19 protein-coding genes are annotated in these 18,673 nt (G+C 68.9%); 7 read left to right on the top strand and 12 right to left on the bottom strand.

All coding sequences use genetic code 11. The features are described from left to right. The first annotated feature begins 87 nt into the window (after window positions 1-87). The 4 genes from ACFXHE_RS23035 (at window position 88) to ACFXHE_RS23020 (ending at window position 4,112) form a co-directional block, all read left to right on the top strand. Window positions 88-1,284 (top strand): SPFH domain-containing protein, encoded by a 1,197-nt coding sequence (locus ACFXHE_RS23035; RefSeq protein ID WP_379386054.1) that lies wholly within the window; start codon window positions 88-90, stop codon window positions 1,282-1,284. Between the two features lie 498 nt (window positions 1,285-1,782). Further along, a complete protein-coding gene (locus ACFXHE_RS23030) occupies window positions 1,783-2,226 on the top strand; it encodes a hypothetical protein (RefSeq protein ID WP_379386053.1) in 444 nt (147 codons plus the stop codon). 335 nt (window positions 2,227-2,561) lie between these two features. Continuing rightward, window positions 2,562-3,587, top strand: a complete 1,026-nt coding sequence (locus ACFXHE_RS23025; RefSeq protein WP_379386051.1) for a hypothetical protein — start codon at window positions 2,562-2,564, stop codon at window positions 3,585-3,587. A 24-nt stretch (window positions 3,588-3,611) separates the two neighbouring features. Then, entirely contained in the window at window positions 3,612-4,112 is a 501-nt protein-coding gene (locus tag ACFXHE_RS23020) for a hypothetical protein (protein WP_379386049.1), read from the top strand. 5 nt (window positions 4,113-4,117) lie between these two features. Here ACFXHE_RS23020 and ACFXHE_RS23015 read toward each other — a convergent pair whose 3' ends face one another. Genes ACFXHE_RS23015 through ACFXHE_RS23005 form a run of 3 tightly spaced genes read right to left on the bottom strand, consistent with a single transcriptional unit; the run spans window position 4,118 to window position 6,693 of the window. Then, complete coding sequence (locus tag ACFXHE_RS23015) at window positions 4,118-4,813, bottom strand: HAD family hydrolase (RefSeq protein WP_379386047.1); 696 nt, start codon at window positions 4,811-4,813, stop codon at window positions 4,118-4,120. After that, window positions 4,810-5,775: a methyltransferase gene (locus ACFXHE_RS23010; protein WP_379386045.1), complete on the bottom strand. Its 966-nt coding sequence runs from the start codon at window positions 5,773-5,775 to the stop codon at window positions 4,810-4,812. Before ACFXHE_RS23010 ends, ACFXHE_RS23015 begins: the two co-directional genes overlap by 4 nt. Window positions 5,776-5,832: 57 nt before the next feature. Further along, window positions 5,833-6,693, bottom strand: coding sequence for a YdcF family protein (locus ACFXHE_RS23005; protein ID WP_379386043.1), 861 nt, complete (start codon window positions 6,691-6,693; stop codon window positions 5,833-5,835). 273 nt (window positions 6,694-6,966) lie between these two features. Here ACFXHE_RS23005 and ACFXHE_RS23000 point away from each other — a divergent pair, with 273 nt between their 5' ends. Continuing rightward, window positions 6,967-7,815: a bifunctional 5,10-methylenetetrahydrofolate dehydrogenase/5,10-methenyltetrahydrofolate cyclohydrolase gene (locus ACFXHE_RS23000; protein WP_379386041.1), complete on the top strand. Its 849-nt coding sequence runs from the start codon at window positions 6,967-6,969 to the stop codon at window positions 7,813-7,815. A gap of 87 nt (window positions 7,816-7,902) precedes the next feature. Here the strand turns inward: ACFXHE_RS23000 and ACFXHE_RS22995 are convergent, their stop codons facing one another. Both ACFXHE_RS22995 and ACFXHE_RS22990 read right to left on the bottom strand, forming a co-directional pair. After that, the gene (locus ACFXHE_RS22995) at window positions 7,903-8,649 is read right to left on the bottom strand and encodes a L,D-transpeptidase family protein (RefSeq protein ID WP_379386039.1); all 747 of its coding nucleotides are present in this window, start codon (window positions 8,647-8,649) and stop codon (window positions 7,903-7,905) included. A gap of 203 nt (window positions 8,650-8,852) precedes the next feature. Beyond that, entirely contained in the window at window positions 8,853-9,491 is a 639-nt protein-coding gene (locus ACFXHE_RS22990) for a cyclodeaminase/cyclohydrolase family protein (protein WP_379386037.1), read from the bottom strand. Window positions 9,492-9,617: 126 nt separating this feature from the next. On the opposite strand from ACFXHE_RS22990, the gene ACFXHE_RS22985 reads away from it, so the two are divergent. Further along, complete coding sequence (locus ACFXHE_RS22985; RefSeq protein ID WP_379386035.1) at window positions 9,618-10,655, top strand: LLM class F420-dependent oxidoreductase; 1,038 nt, start codon at window positions 9,618-9,620, stop codon at window positions 10,653-10,655. A 93-nt stretch (window positions 10,656-10,748) separates the two neighbouring features. Here ACFXHE_RS22985 and ACFXHE_RS22980 read toward each other — a convergent pair whose 3' ends face one another. From ACFXHE_RS22980 to ACFXHE_RS22950, 7 genes are all read right to left on the bottom strand, one after another. Beyond that, complete coding sequence (locus tag ACFXHE_RS22980; RefSeq protein ID WP_364618178.1) at window positions 10,749-11,078, bottom strand: STAS domain-containing protein; 330 nt, start codon at window positions 11,076-11,078, stop codon at window positions 10,749-10,751. Between the two features lie 197 nt (window positions 11,079-11,275). Continuing rightward, on the bottom strand, window positions 11,276-13,579 hold the full coding sequence (locus ACFXHE_RS22975; protein WP_379386033.1) for a SpoIIE family protein phosphatase: 2,304 nt from the start codon (window positions 13,577-13,579) through the stop codon (window positions 11,276-11,278). An 87-nt stretch (window positions 13,580-13,666) separates the two neighbouring features. Next, on the bottom strand, window positions 13,667-14,320 hold the full coding sequence (locus tag ACFXHE_RS22970; RefSeq protein WP_354832009.1) for a SpoIIE family protein phosphatase: 654 nt from the start codon (window positions 14,318-14,320) through the stop codon (window positions 13,667-13,669). Further along, a complete protein-coding gene (locus ACFXHE_RS22965; RefSeq protein WP_356996859.1) occupies window positions 14,313-14,726 on the bottom strand; it encodes an ATP-binding protein in 414 nt (137 codons plus the stop codon). The genes ACFXHE_RS22970 and ACFXHE_RS22965 overlap by 8 nt, the downstream gene beginning before the upstream one ends. Beyond that, the gene (locus ACFXHE_RS22960) at window positions 14,716-15,105 is read right to left on the bottom strand and encodes an STAS domain-containing protein (protein WP_379386031.1); all 390 of its coding nucleotides are present in this window, start codon (window positions 15,103-15,105) and stop codon (window positions 14,716-14,718) included. The genes ACFXHE_RS22965 and ACFXHE_RS22960 overlap by 11 nt, the downstream gene beginning before the upstream one ends. A gap of 14 nt (window positions 15,106-15,119) precedes the next feature. Next, window positions 15,120-16,013, bottom strand: a complete 894-nt coding sequence (locus tag ACFXHE_RS22955) for an STAS domain-containing protein (RefSeq protein WP_354832015.1) — start codon at window positions 16,011-16,013, stop codon at window positions 15,120-15,122. A 165-nt stretch (window positions 16,014-16,178) separates the two neighbouring features. Next, on the bottom strand, window positions 16,179-16,685 hold the full coding sequence (locus ACFXHE_RS22950; RefSeq protein WP_379386029.1) for a MarR family winged helix-turn-helix transcriptional regulator: 507 nt from the start codon (window positions 16,683-16,685) through the stop codon (window positions 16,179-16,181). Between the two features lie 280 nt (window positions 16,686-16,965). Here ACFXHE_RS22950 and ACFXHE_RS22945 point away from each other — a divergent pair, with 280 nt between their 5' ends. Then, the gene (locus ACFXHE_RS22945; RefSeq protein ID WP_379386027.1) at window positions 16,966-18,642 is read left to right on the top strand and encodes a fumarate hydratase; all 1,677 of its coding nucleotides are present in this window, start codon (window positions 16,966-16,968) and stop codon (window positions 18,640-18,642) included. Window positions 18,643-18,673 lie beyond the last annotated feature (31 nt).

The following is an 18,673-nucleotide window of genomic DNA, read 5'->3' as shown; positions in this document are numbered from 1 at the left end:
CACACGACGGTGACCGCGCGCGCCTGCGACCCTGTGCCATACTCGGCCGGGGTCGGGCGCAGCGCCCGAGGGAGGAAAGAGAACTCAATGGGCCTGTTCGATATGATCCGCGGCGAATTCGTCGACGTCATCGAATGGTTGGATGACACTCGCACCACGCTGGCGTGGCGGTTTCCCCGCTACGAGAACGAGATCAAGAACGGCGCGGAGCTGATCGTCCGGGAGGGGCAGCAGGCGGTCTTCGTCTACCGCGGGCAGCTGGCCGACAAGTTCGGTCCCGGCCACTACCAGCTGACCACCGAGAACATGCCGATCATGTCCACCCTGCAGGCCTGGCGGCACGGCTTCAACTCGCCGTTCCGGTCCGAGGTGTACTACGTGAACACCCGCGCCGTCACCGATATGCGCTGGGGCACACCGCAACCGGTCACCGTGCGCGACCCCGACTTCCGCATGGTGCAGATCCGCGCCAACGGCACCGCGAACGTCCGCGTCACCGACATCGAGGTGTTCCTGCGCCAGATGATCGGCACCAATGCCGAGGTCGACGCCGATGTGCTCAGCGAGCAGCTGCGCGCCAATGTCGCCCTGGCCTTCTCCGACATGGTGCTGGCCAGCGGCCTCGGCGCCATCGATCTGCAGGGCCGCCAGGTCGAATTGTCCGACAAGCTGCGCGAATTCGTCGGTCAGCGCCTGTCCGGCTTCGGTATCGGGGTCGAGGGCGTCACCATGACGATCTCCCTGCCGGAGGAGATCCAGCAGGCCATGACCCGCGGCGTGGCGCGCGGCGTCGAAGCCGGCGGTTTCATGAACAATGTCGACCTCAACCGCTACCAGCAGATGCAGGCCGCCGACGCCATGCTCGCCGCCGCCCAGAACCCCGGCGGCGGAATGGGAGCCGCCATGCAGGCCGGTATGGGCGTGGTCCTCGGCGGCCAGATGGCCGGCGCCATGCAGGGCAGCATCGCCCAGCCCCAGCAACCCGGTTACGCCCAGCCTCAGCAGGGTGGCTACGCGCAGCCCGCCGCGCCCCAGCAGGCGGCCCCGCCGCCGCTTCCCGGCCAGCAGCAGTTCCACTTCGACAACGCCGGCCAGGCCGCGGGCCCCTTCCCCATCGACCAACTACGCCAGTACGTCTCGTCCGGTCAGCTGACCCGCGACACCAACGTCTGGACCGAGGGCATGCCCGGCTGGCAACCCGCCAGCTCCGTCCCCGCCCTGCAGCCCCTCTTCGCCACCCCGCCCCCGCTCCCGGGCACCCCGCCGCCGCTGCCCCCGCAGTAGCAGCCTCCACGCCCAGCCCGGCCGGCCCGGCCCGGCCGCACCCGTCGGCACCCTCGGCTGCCGACGGGTCCGCCGCCGTACCCGCGCCGCCGGAACCAACGCCCGACAACTCGGTGCGTCCCGAAAGCCCTTCCACCGCAATGCGCGACCCTCGAGTCCGCCGCACCGAGTGAGCCCAGATGAACGACAACCAGCCCCCACACCCGTCTAGCCCGCCGCCGCTCCCGGGTAGCGACTCTGCCACCCCACACGCGGCAGACCCCCAACCATGGACGCCGCCGCGACCGGCCCACGACCAGGGCCAAGGCGGCCCCCCTCCCGCGCAACCCCCGTTCCCCGGCGGTCCCAGCGCAGGATCGCCTGTGCCGCCACAATTTCCACCTGCCGACGGCGGACAAGGTGGAGTCCCTCCCATGCCGCAATCCGCCCCGCCCCAGAATTTCAGGCAAGCTCCGGCCGGTCCGCCTCCGCTGCCGACCTCCGCGCCGGGTGAGGGCGGTGTCCCACCCATGCCACAGCGCGGAGCGGCCCCGCCGCCACTGCCAGGTGTCGGAGCCGGGCAGCAATGGGGGCCGTTGTCAGCCCCCGCTGCGCCGCCGGGACTTCCGTCCGCTGCCGGTGGGCCCGGCGGAGTCCCGCCCCGGCTGCAGGCCGCCCCGCCGCAGAAGTTCGGTCCGCCGCCGGTCGCTGCTGCTGGACCGGGAACCGTTGCGCCGCCGCCACTTCCGGGGTCCGGGGCTCCGGCACGAACGTCGGCCCCCATGCCGCCGCCGATTGCCGCCGCTGGATCAGGAGTTGCTGCGCCGCCTTCGCCAGGGGCAGGTGGGCTTGGCGGGCCGCCGCCACTGCCCGGTGGTCCGGGCGAGCAGCAGGGGAGATGGCCGTCGGCTGCTGCCGGGCCGGGAACCGTTGCGCCGCCGCCGCTTCCGGGTGCAGGGGTGACGGCGGGGCCGCCGCCGCTGCCGGGTGGGTTCGGGGCGGGGAATCCGGGGCAGGCGCCGGTGGGCGCGATGCCGCAGCCTGTGATCGTGGCGCCGGTGATTGTTCCGGGGGGCGCAGACGGCGGGGCGGTCGGGGCGGAAAGTCCTGTAGCGCAGCCGGAGGCGGGGGTGCCGGATCGGGCGATGTTGCATCAGACGGAGTTGACTCGGACGTATCCGTGTTCCTCGTGTGGGGCGCAGTTGGTGTTCGATCCGGTGGGGCAGGATCTGCTGTGTCCCAGTTGCGGGAATCGGTCTCCGGTGACGGCGCCGGATGTGGCGGTTCAGGCTCGGGAGTTGGGGCCTGCGATCGCGGCGTTGCGGGAGTTGCAGGCGCACGCGGCGGGGCCGCAGGTGACGGGGGAGTGGGAGGTGAAGTGCCAGAACTGTGGTGGGACAACCGGGTTCAATGGGAGCCTCACCGCTACTCGGTGCCCGTACTGTGCCACGCCCATTCAGCGCGATGATGTGCACAATGCGCCCGCCCGGCTGCCGGTCGACGGTGTGGTGCCGTTCCTGGTGGGGGAGAAGCAGGCTCGGGAGCTGGTCGAGAAATGGGTGTCGGGGCGGTGGTTCGCGCCGTCGAACTTCCGGAAGTATCGGCGGATCGGGGCGTTCTCCAGCCTGTATACCGCGTATTTCACCTACGACGCCGATACCCAGAGCTGGTATCAGGGCGAGCGCGGCGACGACTATCAGGTGCGGGTCGGGACGGATTCGGACGGGGATCCGATCTACGAGACCCGGACCCGGTGGTATCCGGTGGCCGGTGAGGTCGCCAATGAATTCGCGGATCTGCCGGTGCTGGCCAATGACAATATGAACCGCAACCGGATTCGGGCGCTGGAACCGTGGCCGGTGGAGCAGGCGCGCGCCTATTCACCGGAATTCGTGGCCGGGCACCTGTGCCGCACCTACGACAATGATGCCGAGCAGTCGCTCCCGGAAGCGCAGCAGCGGATGGAGTCGGCGATCGAATCCACCGTGCGCGGCGATATCGGCGGTGACCATCAGCGCATCCACCAGCTCAACACGAACTGGAACTGGCTGGCGTACAAGCATCTGCTGCTGCCGATCTGGCTGCTGACGGTCGTCTACATGGACAAGACCTACCAGGTGTACATCAACGGCCTCACCGGCCAGGTGTCCGGCGACCGCCCGTGGAGCAAGGTGAAGATCATCGCCGCGATCCTGGCGGTGCTCGCGATCATCCTCACGGTGATCCTGGTGTACAGCAAGGTGCACGGCCATCACACCCCGGCGCATCCGACCGGACCGAGCCACTCGACCGTCGCGCCGCCGCGCCCCACCACTCATCGCTGACCGACCGACGAAAGTGAGCCGACCATGTTGATTGTCGTGCTGATCGTGCTGATTGCGATCGGGGCCGCCGTGGGTGGCGTGATGCTGGTGTCCTCCCGCCAGAAGACCGCGATCGCGGCCGCCAACCAGGTCGTCCCCGGCGCCCCCACCCGCGCCCCCGCCTCCTGGGCGGGCTCGCACGACCCGGAACCGCGCCTGCACCGCCGCCTGCGCGACGCCATGACGGCCCTGCACACCGCCGATGCCCTCGACGACGCCACCACCATCGTGCTGCGCGCCGAACTCGAGCAGGCTGCCCTGGCCTGGGACGACCGCCTGGTCGCCATGGCCGCCCTGCCCGCCGCCACCCGCGGCGACCAGCTGGCGACCGCCACCACGGCGGTGGAATCCATCGAAGCGGCGGTGGCACAGTATGTTTCGGCCGCCACCCAGCGCACCGCCGCCGACGTGAACGCGGGCCTGACCGCGGCCCGGGCGCAGCTCGAGATCCAGGCCGAGATCCGGAAATCGCTCGAGGCGGGCTGAGAGATTCACCCGGCCGGCGAATCCAGTTCCGTCAGTGAGCGAATGACCGTGATCCCGTCGTCCGGGGCGACCCACGGCCCGCTGCGGACCAGCCAATAGGCCCGCAGCCCGGCATTTCTGGCGCCCAGTGCGTCCCAGTCGTACCTATCGCCGACGTACGCCACCTGCTCCGGCGGCAGCCCGAGCATCTCGCATCCCGCGCGGAAGATCGCCGGATCGGGCTTGGCCGCACCGAATTCGTCCGAGCACAGGATGGCGTCCCCGAAGTGGTGCAGCAGCCCGACCGTGCGCAGCTTCCCGATCTGGTACGGCTGGGAGGCGTTCGACACCACGCCGAGCGACCTCCGCCCGGCGAACCGCTCCAGTACCGGCGCGGCATCCGGGAACGCCGACCACGCGGAATCCCGGTGTACCGCATAGCGGGCGAACCATGCGACCGGATCGTCGTCCGTCATGCCCAGGTGCGCGAGAAATCGCTCGGTCCGCACCCGCTGCTGTCCCTTGAAGGTGTGCTCACCGGCCAGGAACCGCAGATACTCTTCCTCCTCGATCGCCCGCCACAGCGCCAACGCCGCCTCCGGCGACTCGACACGATCCAGGAGCTGTTCCGCCGCGAGATGCCGCAGGAATCCGATCCGCACCGTCGCGGAATAGTCGATGAGCGTGTCATCGACATCGAACAGCACACCGCGAATACTCATGCGCGCGTACCGATCACCACGGTCGCCCCCCTGTCCTCACACTCCACGATCCGAGCCGACAGCCCGTACTCCCGCATGATCCCGGCGGCGACCGGAGCCTGCTCCGCGCTCTCCTCCACGAGCAGATGCCCACCGGCACAGAGCCATTCGCCCGCCACGGCGGCAATCCGCCGCAGCACGTCCAACCCGTCCGCGCCGCCGTCGAGCGCCCGCCGAGGCTCGTGATCGCGCGCCTCGGGCGGCATCCACGCAATGTCCTCCGACGGCACATAAGGCGTATTCGCCAGCAGAATGTCCACGCGCCCGCGCAGGTCCGCGGGCACAGGGTCGAAGAGATCGCCCTCCACGACCCGCGCCCCCACCACGCCGAGATTCTCCCGCGCACAAGCTACCGCCGCAGGCTCGATATCGGCCGCAGTCAGCTCGACCCGAATACCTTCCTCCGCCATTTCTTTCGCGAATGCCAATCCCAGAGCCCCGCAGCCGCAACACATATCGAGCGCGACCAGTGTCGAATCCGCGTGAGCGACGACGGTCTCGGCCGGGTCCGTCAGGGTTCGTGGCCGGACGGGCTGATGCTCACCGGCAGCGGTACGGGCAGCAGCGATGGTGGTCCTGGCGGCAGCGTCAGTGGCAGTAGTGGCCATGCTGTCGTGTGCGATACCAGCCGACACGGGTGGCCGGATCATGCTGCGGCCCAGGGCAATAGCCTGTTCGACCAGAAAGCTCGTGCGTTGTCGTGGGACGAAAACGCGCGGCGCGACGGTGACCCGGAGGCCGCGGAACTCCGCCCACCCCAGCAGATGTTCCAGCGGGAACCCGTCGATGCGCTGCGCGACAAGCGATTCCAGGTGGTCGGCGTCGGTGGCCGCATCCAGCAGCAGCGCGGCCTCGTCCTCCGCGAACACGCAGCCGGCCGCGCGGAGCTGTGCGACCAGCGTTTCGGTGGCGGAAGGAGTCACCACGTCATTGTGCACGCCCGGACGGCCGCCCCGTTCGAGCGGGTCCGTGCGTGGGGATCAGCGTTCGGCGGGGAGCCGCAAGGTGCGGGTGGTGTCGAGGTAGATGCCGCGCTGGCTGCTGCGCGCGGGCGGCGGCAGCTGCGAGACGAGCTGTTCGAGGGAGGTGGTCGCGCCGATGACCGGCATTCCGGCGACGATGAAGTCGGCCACGGCGCGGCGAATGTGGTTGGGGGAGGTCACCACAATGGCGCTGGTCGCGCCCGCGTCCCTCAGCATCTGCGCGCCGAACAGCGCGTTCTGTACGGTCGACCCGGCGCGGTGGTCGGCCACGATGCGGCCGGCGGGAATGCCGTGCCCGATCAGCCAGCCCTGCATGGCCGCCGCCTCGGTGATCCCGTTCTGCGGATTGCCGCCGGTCACCAGGATCGGCGACAGGGGCGAGGCGATCGCCTGCAGCCAGGCCGCCTGCATCCGGTTCACCAGTTCGGGCCGCATGGACCCGTCGGGGAGCAGGCCGTAGCCGAGCACCGCGATGCCGGTCTGCGGTCCCGCGATCGCCGGAATCGGATTGGGCAGCGTGCCCACTGCGGCGCCGATGGCCTGGAACAGCGTCCGGGTGCCGTCCGCGAGCCGTCCGTCGATGCCGTTGAGGCGGTTCAGCGCCACCTCGCGGGTGATGATGTCGCCGGTGTAGTCCGACCAGATCGCCTGCAGCGCCAGCGCCTGCGCGTCATCCGGTGATTCACTGAGCAATTGGCGCAGGTCGGCCAGCCCGGCCGCCTCATTGCCGGCGGTGAAATTGTCCTGCGCGGAGTTGTACAGCGCTGCGGGGTTCGCGTGCGCGGCGCCGCTGCCGAGGATGGTGAGGACGGCGGCCGCCGCCGCGAGCATGATGGGAAAACGCCTGGCGATCTGCACTGCTGTCGACCTTTCGGGGGTGTCACGCATTGCTGTTTGCTGGCTATCCATGGAATTAGCTGGCTATTGGCTCTTATCGAATGGAGACACGATACGACTGCCCACCCGGGTTGTCGGGTATTTGCCGAACTGATTTCGCCGTTTTGCCCGAATGCATGGTGGGAACGCGCGCGAAGCGTGCCGCGTCATATGTCGCCCCCGGAAGGCATCGGCCGCCCGGCCTCCGGTGCGCGCGGGGAGGGCGCGGCGGGACTCGGGATAAGCTGTGCACCCGTGGATACGACTTCGCTCATCGGCAAGGAACTCGCCGCCGCCATCAACGCCGACACCAAGCAGCGCGCCGCCGCCCTCACCGAGCAGGGCGCCGCCCCCCGGCTGGCCCTCGTGATCCCGAACGACGACCCGGCCAGTGCCTGGTACGTGAAGTCCCTCAACCGTGCCGCCGAACGCAATGGAATCGCTTGCGAGAACGTCGATCTCGGTGTCGACGCCACCGCCGAGCAGATCCGCGCCAAGCTCGCCGAGCTGTCGCAGAACCCGTCGGTGGACGCCATCATGCTGCAGACCCCGCTGCCCAAGGGTGTCGGCCTCGACGACGTCAGCTCCGCCATCGCCGCCGAGAAGGATGTGGACGGCGTCAGCCCGCTTTCACTGGGCCTGCTCGCCGCGGGTCTGCCCGGCTTCCCGCCCGCCACCTCGGAGGCGGTCGTGGAACTGGCCAAGTTCCACGAGATCCCGCTCGCGGGTCGGCATGTCGCGGTCGTCGGCCGCTCCAATGTGGTCGGCAAGCCCCTGCTTCAGCTGCTGCTCGCCGAGAACGCGACCGTCACCATCGCCCACTCCCGCACGACCGACCTGCCCGCTGTGACCTCGGCCGCCGACGTCGTCGTCGCCGCGGTCGGCCGCGCGGGCCTCATCACCGCCGACCACGTGCGCGAGGGTGCGGTCGTCATCGATGTCGGCACGAACGAGGACGAGAACGGCAACATCACCGGCGACGTGAACGCGGCCTCGGTCACCGGCAAGGCCGCCGCCCTGAGCCCCGTCCCCGGCGGCGTCGGCCCCGTCACCACCGCACTCCTCATGCGCCACGTGGTCCAGGCCGCCGAGAACGGCCGCTGACAACAGCGAATCAGGGAGCTCTCAGCGCGGGAATCCGTCCGATTCCCCAGGCTGGGAGCTCCCTGATCTTGTCCAGACCGGTAATGGTCACCAGTGCGTGGTGACGGGGTCGCCGACGGAGACGTTGTCGAAGTACCACTCGGCGTCGGCGGGGGCGAGGTTGATGCAGCCGTGGCTGACGTTGGAGTTGCCCTGGGAATCCACGGACCAGGGTGCGGAGTGGACGTAGACGCCACCCCAGGTCAGGCGCTCGGCGAACTCGCCGGTGAGCAGGTAGCCCTCCGGATCGTTGAGCGGGATGCCGATGGTCCGGGAGTCGAAGGTGACCGAGCGCTCGCGGGACAGCACCGGGAAGGTTCCGACCGGCGTTTCGCGCCCCGGCTTACCCATGGACGCGGGCATGGTGTGGGCGACGCCGTCCACCCAGACCGTGAACGTGTGCGCCGACATGTCCGCATCGGCGGTGGTGCCGCCATTGGTCTGGAACTTGGCCTGCTCGCGTCCAGCGAGGACCGTGATCGGCGAGCGGGCGGGCAGCAAGTTCGCCGGCTGCCACATCAGCTGCCGGTCGTCGATCCAGGTGAAGTGGCCGGCGAGGGAGTCCTGCGCGCGGACGTCGACGGAGCGTTCGGCGGCGGCGCGATCGGTGACCGCGTCGGCGAACTGGACGGTCACGGGGGCGGCGATGCCCACCACCTGACCTGAGGCCGGCGTAATGGCTTGGACGGCTGGGAGATTGGGCGTTTCGAGGGCCGCACCCGCGGCTCCGGTTCCGAACGCGGCCGCCGCGGCGACGAAGCTTGCGACGAACAGGGAGCGAATCGGTTTCCGCATTCTTCCATCCCTTCGAGAGGGTGTGGGGCAGGGTTTCTCAGACTATGACTTGGTCATCAGTCCCATCTGGAAATGTACCCGGTTCGTAACCATTGTCCCGGCGTGGGGGTTATGCGAAGTTCGTATCACCAGGTAGAGGGCCGGAAACTGACTGTGCCCCGTTCCATAACGGAACGGGGCACAGTGCAGGCTAAATTGCGCGGTCAGCGGGTGATGGCCGCGACCACATCGTTGTGCAGGGCATCGGCGCGGGCGATGACCTCCTCGATCTGCTTCAGCACCGGCGCGAACTCGGCGGCGGCCGTGCCGTCCAGCGATGTCACATTGATGGCGATGTTCAGCTGCGAGCTGGCCGCCGCGGACCGGGCGCAGTCGGCCGCCGCGCCGATGTCGGTCACCACGTTGGGGTTGCCGATGGGCAGCAGTTCCGTTGCCAGGGAGACGATTTCGTCGGCCTCGGCGACCACGGCGGCGGGCACCCGGGCAGCCTGCAGCAGCGCGGCGGTGATGGCCTCGCCGCGGGCGGCCTGCTCGGCCTCGGACTCCTTGGGCAGCTTGTAGGCCGCGCCGACCGCGGTGAAGGCGGCGGCGTCGGCGTCGGCCAGGGCCAGGGAGCGCTCGCGGGCCACGTCCGCGGCCGTGATGATGCGGTCGATGACCGGGCGATTGTCGGCATCCTTGGCCCGGGTGGTGTACCGCGCGACCATGGCGACCAGGGCCGCGCCCTGGGCCGCGTGCAGCGCCGCGACCGCGCCGCCGCCGGGGGCGGGCACCTTGGCGGCCAGTTCACCCAGGTACCCCCGCAGTGTCGAATCACCGAAGGTGGTGGTGTCCTGAGTCATGAGGGGTGGCCTCCCTTGGCAGTACGGCGAATTCAGGTGATTTCGCCGCCTACCGTACCGGTCGCGGGGCCGTGTGCGGCAACCCGCCCGCTGTCGGTGTGCCGACCGGTGAGTAAGGTCCCGGACATGCGTATCGGACTGTCGATCAATTACACCGACGGCTTCAAGGAGACCGCCGCCGAGGTCGCCGACCTCGAACGGGCGGGCCTCGACATCGTGTTCGTGCCCGAGGCGTATTCGTTCGACGCGGTGAGCGCGCTCGGATACCTGGCCGCGAAGACCGACCGGGTACAGCTGGCCTCGGGCATCCTGCAGCTCTACACCCGCACGCCCACGCTGACCGCCATGACCGCGGCGGGCCTGGACTACGTCTCGGACGGCCGCTTCATCCTGGGCCTGGGCGCCTCCGGCCCGCAGGTCATCGAGGGCTTCCACGGCGTGAACTACGACGCGCCGATCGGGCGCACCCGCGAGGTGCTCGAGATCTGCCGCAAGGTCTGGAAGCGCGAACGCCTCGAGCACAGCGGCAAGTACTACAACATCCCGCTGCCCGAGGGGCAGGGCACCGGCCTGGGCAAGCCGCTCAAGCTCATCAATCACCCTGTGCGCGAGAACATTCCGGTGCTGCTGGCCGCGCTGGGCCCGAAGAACGTGGAGCTGGCCGCCGAGATCGCCGAGGGCTGGCAGCCCATCTTCTTCCTGCCCGAGAAGGCCGGCCTGGTATGGGGCGACTCGCTGAAAGCCGGTCTGGCCAAGCGTGATCCGGCGCTGGGCGACCTCGAGGTGTTCGCCGGCCCCGCGCTGGCCATCGGCGACAATGTCGACAGCTGGCGCGACGGGGTCAAGCCGCACCTGGCCCTCTACATCGGCGGCATGGGCGCCAAGGGCAAGAACTTCTACCACGCGCTGGCCACCAAGTACGGCTACGGCGCCGAGGCCGACCGGATCCAGGAGCTGTACCTGGCGGGCCGCAAGGAAGAGGCCGCCAAGGTGGTTCCGGACGATCTGGTCCGCGACATCAACCTGATCGGTTCGGCCGGATTCGTGAAGGAGCGGATCGCGGCCTTCCGCGAGGCCGGTGTGACCGTGCTGAACGTGGTCCCGATGGCCGGCACCGCGGCCGAGCGCGTGAAGCTGATCGAGCAGCTGCGCGAGCTCCTCTGACCGAGCCGTGAACGCCGCGAAGCCGAGTCCGGAATGAACCGGACTCGGCTTCGTCGTTCACGGGCGGCCCGCAGCGGTGTGCGGGCCATACCCTCAGCGCAGCGCGCTGAGCGCTTCGTCCAGGGTGGAATGCAGCGAGAACACCTGGTCCAGGCTGGTCATCTTCAACTGGCGGCTGGTGGCGGGCCCGTCGGCCACCACCACGAGGCGGGTGCCCCCGGCGCGCTTGTGGACACCTACCAGCACCGCCATGCCCGCCGAGGCCAGGAAGCTGACCGCGGACAGGTCGATCACCAGTGCGGCGGGCTTGCCCGCGAGGGCCGCGTCGATCGCGCTCTCGAGGGCGGGGGCGGTCGCCAGATCGACTTCGCCGGTCACGGTGAGCACGGTGGCCTCAGCGTGCGGGGTGACCGAGGTGGTCATCGTTTCGGCGAAGGGATAGCCGTCTCCGGAAGTATTGGTCACGTTTGTTAAATCTGCCATGATCCGTCCGTTCGTGCTGCATCGTCTACCACATCGGTACTGGTTCGGTAGCGGGCGTTATAGCGAAAACCGCAGCTACCGCTCTCTTTCGGAGTCCTCCGAAACCGCCCGCCGAATTTGTGCCGGCGGGCCCAGATTCACATGCGCCCGGCCGCCGAAAATGAAACGGCCATTAGTCGCACCGACATCCGCACCCGGGTGCCCGGACCGGAATTGTCGATGTCGAGCTCATCGGTGAGCGCACGCATCATGGCGATGCCGCGGCCCCGGTGACCGGGATCCGCGGGCAGCGGCCGCCACACACCGGTATCGGACACCTCGATGGTGAGGGTGTCCACGCCGCAGTCCGCGCTGAGCCGCACCCGGCCGGGCTCGCCGCCCAGGTACGCGTGCTCGATGCTGTTGCTACAGGCTTCGTTCGCCGCCGCGACCAGATCGACCGCCGTGTCGTGCGGCACCGCGGCGGCGGTGAGCCACGAACGCAGCGCGCGCCGGATGCCGGACAGCTCACGGGCTTCGGCGGGCACGTCCAGGCGCAGCGGCCCGGGCGGCTGCCGGTAGACGACCATGGCCACGTCATCGTCGTAGCCGGCGGCGGGCCGCAGCCGCGACAGCACCGAATCGGCCACCTCGCGCGGCAATTGCCCGGCCACGCGCGACAATTCGTCGGCGAGTTCGACGAAGCGGTCATCGATGTCGACCCCGCGCTGCTCGACCAGGCCGTCGGTGAACAGGACCAGGGTGGAGCCCGGGGCCATGGCCGTCGTGGCCTCCGGGCGGCGTGGAATATCGAAGGTGGCCAACGGGACTGCGCGACCGCCCTCCAGCAGCCGGCCGCGCTTGGCGGGCTCGGCCAGCACCGGGGGCATGTGCCCGGCATTGGAGTAGCGCACCAGCCCGCGCACCGGGTCCAGGATGGCCGCGCACACGGTGGTGCACATGGCCCCCGGAATGCGGGAGGCCACCGTGTCCAGTTCGGCCAGCAGCTGGGCTGGCCCCGCGCCGCGCAGCAGCAGAGCCCGTGCGGCCGTGCGCAATTGGCCCATCACCACCGCCGCCGAGAGACCACGGCCGACGCAGTCGCCGACCACGACGCCGATGGTGCCGTCCTCGAGCCGCACCACGTCGTACCAGTCGCCGCCGATCTCCAGCGGGGGCAGGGCGGGCTCGTAGTGCACCGAGAAGCGCGGCGGCAGTTCGATCGGGCCGAGCATGGCGCGCTGCAGGGTGAGCGAGGTGGAACGGGCCTGGTCGAAGTTGCGCGCCCGCTGCACGGCCAGGCTCAGATGCCCCACCAGCAGCGAGAACAGCGCCCAGTCACCGGGTGTGATCACCCGTGGCGCGGCGAAGCGCAGCCACAGCGCCGAGTCGCCGCTCTCGCCGAGCGGCGCCACGATGCCCTCCGAACTCGACGCCCCCTCGGGGATGGCGAACATGGTGCGGCCGGGCTGCAATCGGGCGCGGTCGAGCAGGGCGCGGGCCCGGGCGTCCAGGACGCGCCGGGATTCGCCGCCCTCGGCCGGCTCGGCATCCCCACGTCGGCGGATGGGCTGGGTGTCGTGCGGGGCCAGACCCGCGCCGGTGTACGGATTGTCCTCGGAGACATACAGTTCCGGGCCGGTGTGATGGTTGGGCCAGACCGAGACCACCGCGGCCTCCGCGCCGATAGCCCGACGCAGCTCCTCCAGGCCGACGGTGAGCACCTCGACCACACTGGTGGCCGCACCGACCGCCGTGGCCAGCCGGGAGACGGCCTGGTCGCGGGCCTGGGCGTCGTGCTCGGCGGTCACATCGCGCAGTGTGCCGACGAAAATCCGTTCCCCGTTCTCGGGTTTCACCAGTGAGGACGTCGACACCGCGAGCCACAGCTGCCGCCCGTCGCGGTGGCGGATGGGCATCACGAAGCGGGCCGCATCGGTGCCCAGATCCGGGTAGCGCGGCGCCTCGGGCACGGTCCACGGGTGGGGGAGCGGATACGGAATCCCGTCGGGCCCATAGCCGGTGAGCGCGCCGAACGCCGAATTGACCTCGACCAGCGTGCCCTGGGCGTCGACGACGAAGAACCCGTCCTGCAGCGACTCCACCAACGCCGTGCGGAAGGCGTCGCGGCCCGCGAGATCGTCGGCGCGCGAACGCTGTTGCTCGTAGCGCCTGGTCCCGTCCAGGAAGCCGCGGGTGGCGACGTCCAGCGCCGCCATGGTCTGCAGCAGGAACTCCAGCGCCGCCTCGGTGCGGTCGGTGCCGTCGGGCGCGGGCCCGAGGCCCTCGAGTTCGAGCAGCCGGAAGTGGTGCTCGGTGAGGTCGAGGATGCTCACGCCCTCCACCAGCGCCCGCCGCCCGAGCTCGTAGCCCTCGGCCAGGGTGTTCTGATTGGGGGCGCGCAGGTGCAGCCGGAGCGCGGCGGCGTACGCCTCGCGAAACGCGGCCAGTACCGTACTCACGCTCGGCTCCATGGACATGAGCGCAGGCCCTGTGTGGTTACGCAAGCTTCCGCCTCCGGGCCTCGACCGCTCATGCCGGGTTCTCGCTCATGGCTTCACACTCGGAATGGGTTGGGAGGGATGGGATTGCCCGCGATGACGGGCCGCGAGCACGAGCGCGTCGTCGGTGTCCTTGGCGTGGCGGGCCAGGATCTCGGCAGTGATCTCCGCGGTCGGCTTGGACAGGTCGACGGTGTCGGAGAAGTGGCTGGTGATGCCGTCGGTGGACATGAGCAGCAGGTCGCCGGGGCGCACGGCCACGGTCTGCGGCTGCAGGTTCGGCGGCAGCAGGTAGCCGACGATGCCGCCCGAGAGCAGGGCCGTGGCGCGGATGGCCGGTTTGCCGGGAGCCGCTGCGACGATGCGGGATTCGACATTGCCGACACCCAGCCAGTGCACGCGGTCGCGAGAGTCGAACAGCGCCAGCGAGACCGCCGCGCCGCGGGTGTCGGACATGGCGCGATGGCACAGCAGCAACAGCACATCCAGTGGCTCGGCGCGGTTCTCGGCCAGCACCTGCGCCGCCCGATCGGACGCGTCGGCCGCCGCCGCACCGTGGCCGAGACCATCCAGTACGGCGAAGAGCACCGAGCCCCCACCCGCGTCGAGCACGACCGATCGGTCGCCCGAAACCCGTTGCCCGGGCAGTGCGCGACCGGCGACGGCCCATTCGACCGCGCCGATGAAACCGTCCTCACGCACCGGTGGGCACCCACTTCCACATTTCGACGAGGGTGCCGTGTCCCGGCCTGGAATTGATGACCATGCCGTCCATCAGTCGCTTGGCGCCCGGAAGACCCAGTCCCAGACCGCGTCCGGTGGAGAAGCCGTCCTCCATCGCGCGCGGAATGTCGGGAATGCCGGGACCATTGTCCTTGGCCTGCACCACCATCGAGCGCCGGCCGTCCCGATCCTGCACGGCCAGCCGGATCTCCCCGGTGCCCGCGTAGCTCGTGATATTGCGCGCCACTTCGGAAATGGCGGTCGCGATCATGGTGCGATCGGAGAGCGAGAAGCCGAGTTTGGCAGCCAACTCCAGCCCCGCTTGCCGAGCGGTCACGATGTCGTTCGACACGTTCACCGCGATCACCACGTCGTCAGCGGCCACGATCACGACCGTCTCGTTGGCCTCGGCTCCTGATCTTCTTGTTGAGCCAGGACAGGCCCTCCTCGAGGTCCAGCGCGGTGTGCATGTCCTCGAAGGTGAGCCCCAATTGCACCATGGCGAAAGCGACTTCGGGCTGTAGGCCCACGATGACCGTTTCCGCCCCCCGCAGCTTGGTCATATGGGCGATGGTACGCAGCGATCTGGCGGCAAAGGAGTCCATTACGTCGATTGCGGTGACATCGACGATGATGCCCTGGGCTCGGTATCTGCTGACGTAGGTCATCAGATCGTCTTGCAGGCGTTCGGTATCCGCGTCGGTGAGTGCTGACTGCACCGACGCAATGAGATAGGTGCCTTGCTTCAGAATGGGTACCGGCATCTGACCCGCCCTGACTACCGTCCGTCGCGATCGGTGACGCGCGACACCTCATAGCCGAGCAACCGCTCCGCCTCCTCGATGCCACCCTGGAGGTCACCGACGGCATTCATCTTCGACAGATCCAGGCCGATGGTCACCAGGGTAAGCGCGATCTCCGACGACAGGCCGGTAATGATGACATTGGCGCCCATGAGGCCGGACGCGTCGACCGTCTGCACCAGGTGGTTGGCGACCGTGGAGTCGATCGCGGGCACACCGGTGATATCGATGACGACGACCTTGGCGCGGTTGGCGCGAATGGCGCGCAGCAGCTGCTCGGTGAGCTGACGCGCGCGCTGCGAGTCCAGCACGCCGATGATGGGGAGGATCAGCAGCTGCTCACGCACCTGGAGAACGGGCGTGGACAGCTCGCGAATCGCCTCCTGCTGCTGGCGGATGACGCGCTCGCGCTCCTGCACGAAGGACACGGCCACGGTGTTGGCGATGCGGTTCGCGGCCGGTTCGTAGGCGTCGAGCACCAGCTTCAGCAGCTCGAAGTCGGACTGGTACTTCTCGAAGAGGCTGCGCGCCAGCACGTCTCGCAGCAGGAGCACGATGCCGACGACCTCGTCGGTCTCGACTCCTCTGGGGATGATGCGTTCGGACAGGTCGCGCGCGTAGGCCTGCAGCGCCTCGACGCTACCGGTCTCGAGCACCTCGACGTAGTTGTCGTAGACGGAGGTGGCCTCGGAGAAGATTTCCTCGGGCGTCATGGCGGTGAGCAGCTGGGCATCGGTGATGCGACGGGCCCACTCCTCGCGCAGTTCGGTGCGGTTCTGCCGCAGGTGCTCGACGAGCTGCGGAAGCAGGTTGTCGACGGAACCCGCGGGCAGCGAATCCGCCGAGAGACCGATGGACACGTCGGACATGAAAACTCCTGCCCCTTTCGCTAAGGCCAGGTCGGGTGCTCACTTCTACGACCGATAACCGGCCGTGTGCTCGGTGCCGACCGCCGTCGGAAGCCGGTGCCGAGCCTAGTCTTACCCAGTACCCGATGGGTGCCAAACCAAACGCTGGTGGGCTGGGAATTCGCGTCAGGTGTGCTCGTCGCGGGTTTCCGGTCTGCGGTGATGGGTCAGCAGTGTGTCGTAGATATCTGCCAGCGCCGTGAGCTGGCCACGATCGAGCACATCCACCATGTGACGCCGCACACTCTCGACATGCGAGGGTGCGGCGGAATCGAGCACCTGCGCGCCTTTTTCGGTGAGGACCGCGGCGGTGCGGCGGGCGTCGTCGGGAATGGATTCGCGGGCGACCAGGCCGCGCTTCTCCATCCGGGTGATCTGATGCGAGAGCCGGCTCTGCGACCACTCGAGCACGGCCGCGAGTTCGGCGAAACTGCGCCGGTGGTCCGGGGCGTCGGCGAGCCGGGCCAGCACGGTGTATTCCACGTAGGTCAGATTGGATTCGCGTAGGGAGTCCCGCCCGACCGCGGCGGCGATGAGGTCGCGGGTGAACACGAATCCCAGCCAGGCTCGCATCTCGACGTCATCGAGCCAGCGGGGTTCGGCCACAGTTCCACTCCCGGGTTCCGTTGTCATGCTAAATCCTCCCCGCCGCCGACAAGCGCATCATGCACAGGTAACACCTGCTCGGTTGAAGGTGCAACATGTACCTGTTCGCGGCATCCTGTCGCGGATTGCGGTGTCCTCGACCACGACCCATGGTGCCCGTCGCCGCGTCGTGCGCAGCATCGAACGCGCTTGCAAACGAGCGAACATGGCCGGGCCTGGTCATCGGCGCGTACGCGCGGGTCGGTACAGTCACTCTGCTTGAACCGTCGGCTGACCAGCCCCCAGCCCTGCTCGAGGAGTCCGATTCGTGACCGCGCCTGATTTCCTGTACTCGGATCTGCTGCCCATCGGTACGGACGAGACGCCGTACCGGCTGCTCACCACCGAGGGCGTGAGCACGTTCGAGGCGGGCGGGCGGACCTTCCTGCAGGTGGAGCCCGAGGTGCTGCGCATGCTCACCGCGGAGGCGATGCACGACATCAGCCACTACCTGCGGCCGGCGCATCTGGCGCAGCTGCGCAAGATCATCGACGACCCGGAGTCCAGCGGCAACGACCGGTTCGTGGCGCTGGATCTGCTCAAGAACGTCAATATCTCCGCGGGCGGCATCCTGCCCATGTGCCAGGACACCGGCACCGCCATCGTGATGGGCAAGAAGTCCGAGGGCGTGCTCACCGGAGCCGATGACGCGGAATGGATTTCGCGCGGTGTGTTCGACGCGTACACCAAGCTGAACCTGCGCTACTCGCAGCTTGCCCCGATCACCATGTGGGACGAGAAGAACACCGGCAACAACCTGCCCGCGCAGGTCGAGTTGTACTCGCAGGCAGGCGATCCCGCGCACCCGTCCTACAAGTTCCTGTACATGGCCAAGGGCGGTGGCTCGGCCAACAAGTCGTTCCTCTACCAGGAGACGAAGGCGATCCTGAACCCGGATCGCATGCTGGAGTTCCTGGACGAGAAGATCCGCTCGCTGGGGACCGCGGCCTGCCCGCCGTACCACCTGGCGGTCGTGATCGGCGGCACCTCCGCCGAATTCGCCCTGAAGACGGCCAAGTACGCCTCGGCGCACTACCTGGACAACATGCCGACCGAGGGTTCGATGGCCGCGCACGGCTTCCGCGACCTCGAGCTGGAGGAACAGGTCTTCAAGCTGACCCAGTCCTTCGGTATCGGTGCGCAGTTCGGCGGCAAGTACTTCTGCCACGACGTGCGCGTGATCCGCCTGCCGCGCCACGGCGCCTCCTGCCCGGTCGCCATCGCGGTGTCCTGCTCGGCCGACCGCCAGGCGCTGGCCAAGATCACCCCCGAGGGCGTGTTCCTCGAGCAGCTGGAACGTGAACCGGCGCAGTACCTTCCGGAGCAGACCGACGCCATCCTCGGCGGCGATGTCGTCAAGATCGATCTGAACCGGCCGATGTCGGAGATCCGTAACGAGCTGTCGAAGTACCCGGTGAAGACCCGGCTCTCGCTGACCGGCCCGCTGGTGGTGGCGCGCGACATCGCGCACGCCAAGATCAAGGAGCGCCTCGACGCGGGCGAGCCGATGCCGCAGTACATGCGCGACATGGCCGTCTACTACGCCGGTCCCGCCAAGACCCCCGACGGCTACGCCTCGGGTTCCTTCGGTCCCACCACCGCCGGTCGCATGGACTCCTATGTCGACCAGTTCCAGGCGGCGGGCGGCTCGCACGTGATGCTGGCCAAGGGCAACCGCTCCGCGCAGGTCACCAAGGCGTGCAAGGAGCACGGCGGCTTCTACCTCGGGTCGATCGGCGGTCCCGCCGCGCGACTCGCGCTGGACTGCATCAAGTCCGTGGAGGTCCTCGAATACCCTGAGCTCGGCATGGAAGCCGTGTGGAAGATCGAGGTCGAGGACTTCCCCGCCTTCATCGTCGTCGACGACAAGGGCAACGACTTCTTCGCCGAGACCTCGAAGCCGATCGCCCTGCGCGTGCGCGAGCGGTCCAAGGAACGCGTCTGACGCCAGGAGGCATGCGAATGCGCAGGGCTCA

The organism is Nocardia sp. NPDC059229 (assembly GCF_042754165.1).
In the GTDB taxonomy this organism is placed as follows: Bacteria; Actinomycetota; Actinomycetes; order Mycobacteriales; family Mycobacteriaceae; genus Nocardia.
The sequence above is the reverse complement of the archived record's forward strand: the minus strand, read 5'-3'. Positions and strand labels throughout refer to the sequence as shown.

What these genes read in the sequence shown, in the direction of transcription:
- ACFXHE_RS22980 (WP_364618178.1), bottom strand. Translation starts at nt 11,078, where the DNA reads ATGACCACCTCGGTCACCCCGCACGCTGAGGCCACCGTGCTCACCGTG.
- ACFXHE_RS22960 (WP_379386031.1), bottom strand. Translation starts at nt 15,105, where the DNA reads ATGCCGGTACCCATTCTGAAGCAAGGCACCTATCTCATTGCGTCGGTG.
- ACFXHE_RS22995 (WP_379386039.1), bottom strand. Translation starts at nt 8,649, where the DNA reads ATGCGGAAACCGATTCGCTCCCTGTTCGTCGCAAGCTTCGTCGCCGCG.
- ACFXHE_RS23035 (WP_379386054.1), top strand. Translation starts at nt 88, where the DNA reads ATGGGCCTGTTCGATATGATCCGCGGCGAATTCGTCGACGTCATCGAA.
- ACFXHE_RS23015 (WP_379386047.1), bottom strand. Translation starts at nt 4,813, where the DNA reads ATGAGTATTCGCGGTGTGCTGTTCGATGTCGATGACACGCTCATCGAC.
- ACFXHE_RS22955 (WP_354832015.1), bottom strand. Translation starts at nt 16,013, where the DNA reads ATGTCCGACGTGTCCATCGGTCTCTCGGCGGATTCGCTGCCCGCGGGT.
- ACFXHE_RS23020 (WP_379386049.1), top strand. Translation starts at nt 3,612, where the DNA reads ATGTTGATTGTCGTGCTGATCGTGCTGATTGCGATCGGGGCCGCCGTG.
- ACFXHE_RS22950 (WP_379386029.1), bottom strand. Translation starts at nt 16,685, where the DNA reads ATGACAACGGAACCCGGGAGTGGAACTGTGGCCGAACCCCGCTGGCTC.
- ACFXHE_RS22990 (WP_379386037.1), bottom strand. Translation starts at nt 9,491, where the DNA reads ATGACTCAGGACACCACCACCTTCGGTGATTCGACACTGCGGGGGTAC.
- ACFXHE_RS22985 (WP_379386035.1), top strand. Translation starts at nt 9,618, where the DNA reads ATGCGTATCGGACTGTCGATCAATTACACCGACGGCTTCAAGGAGACC.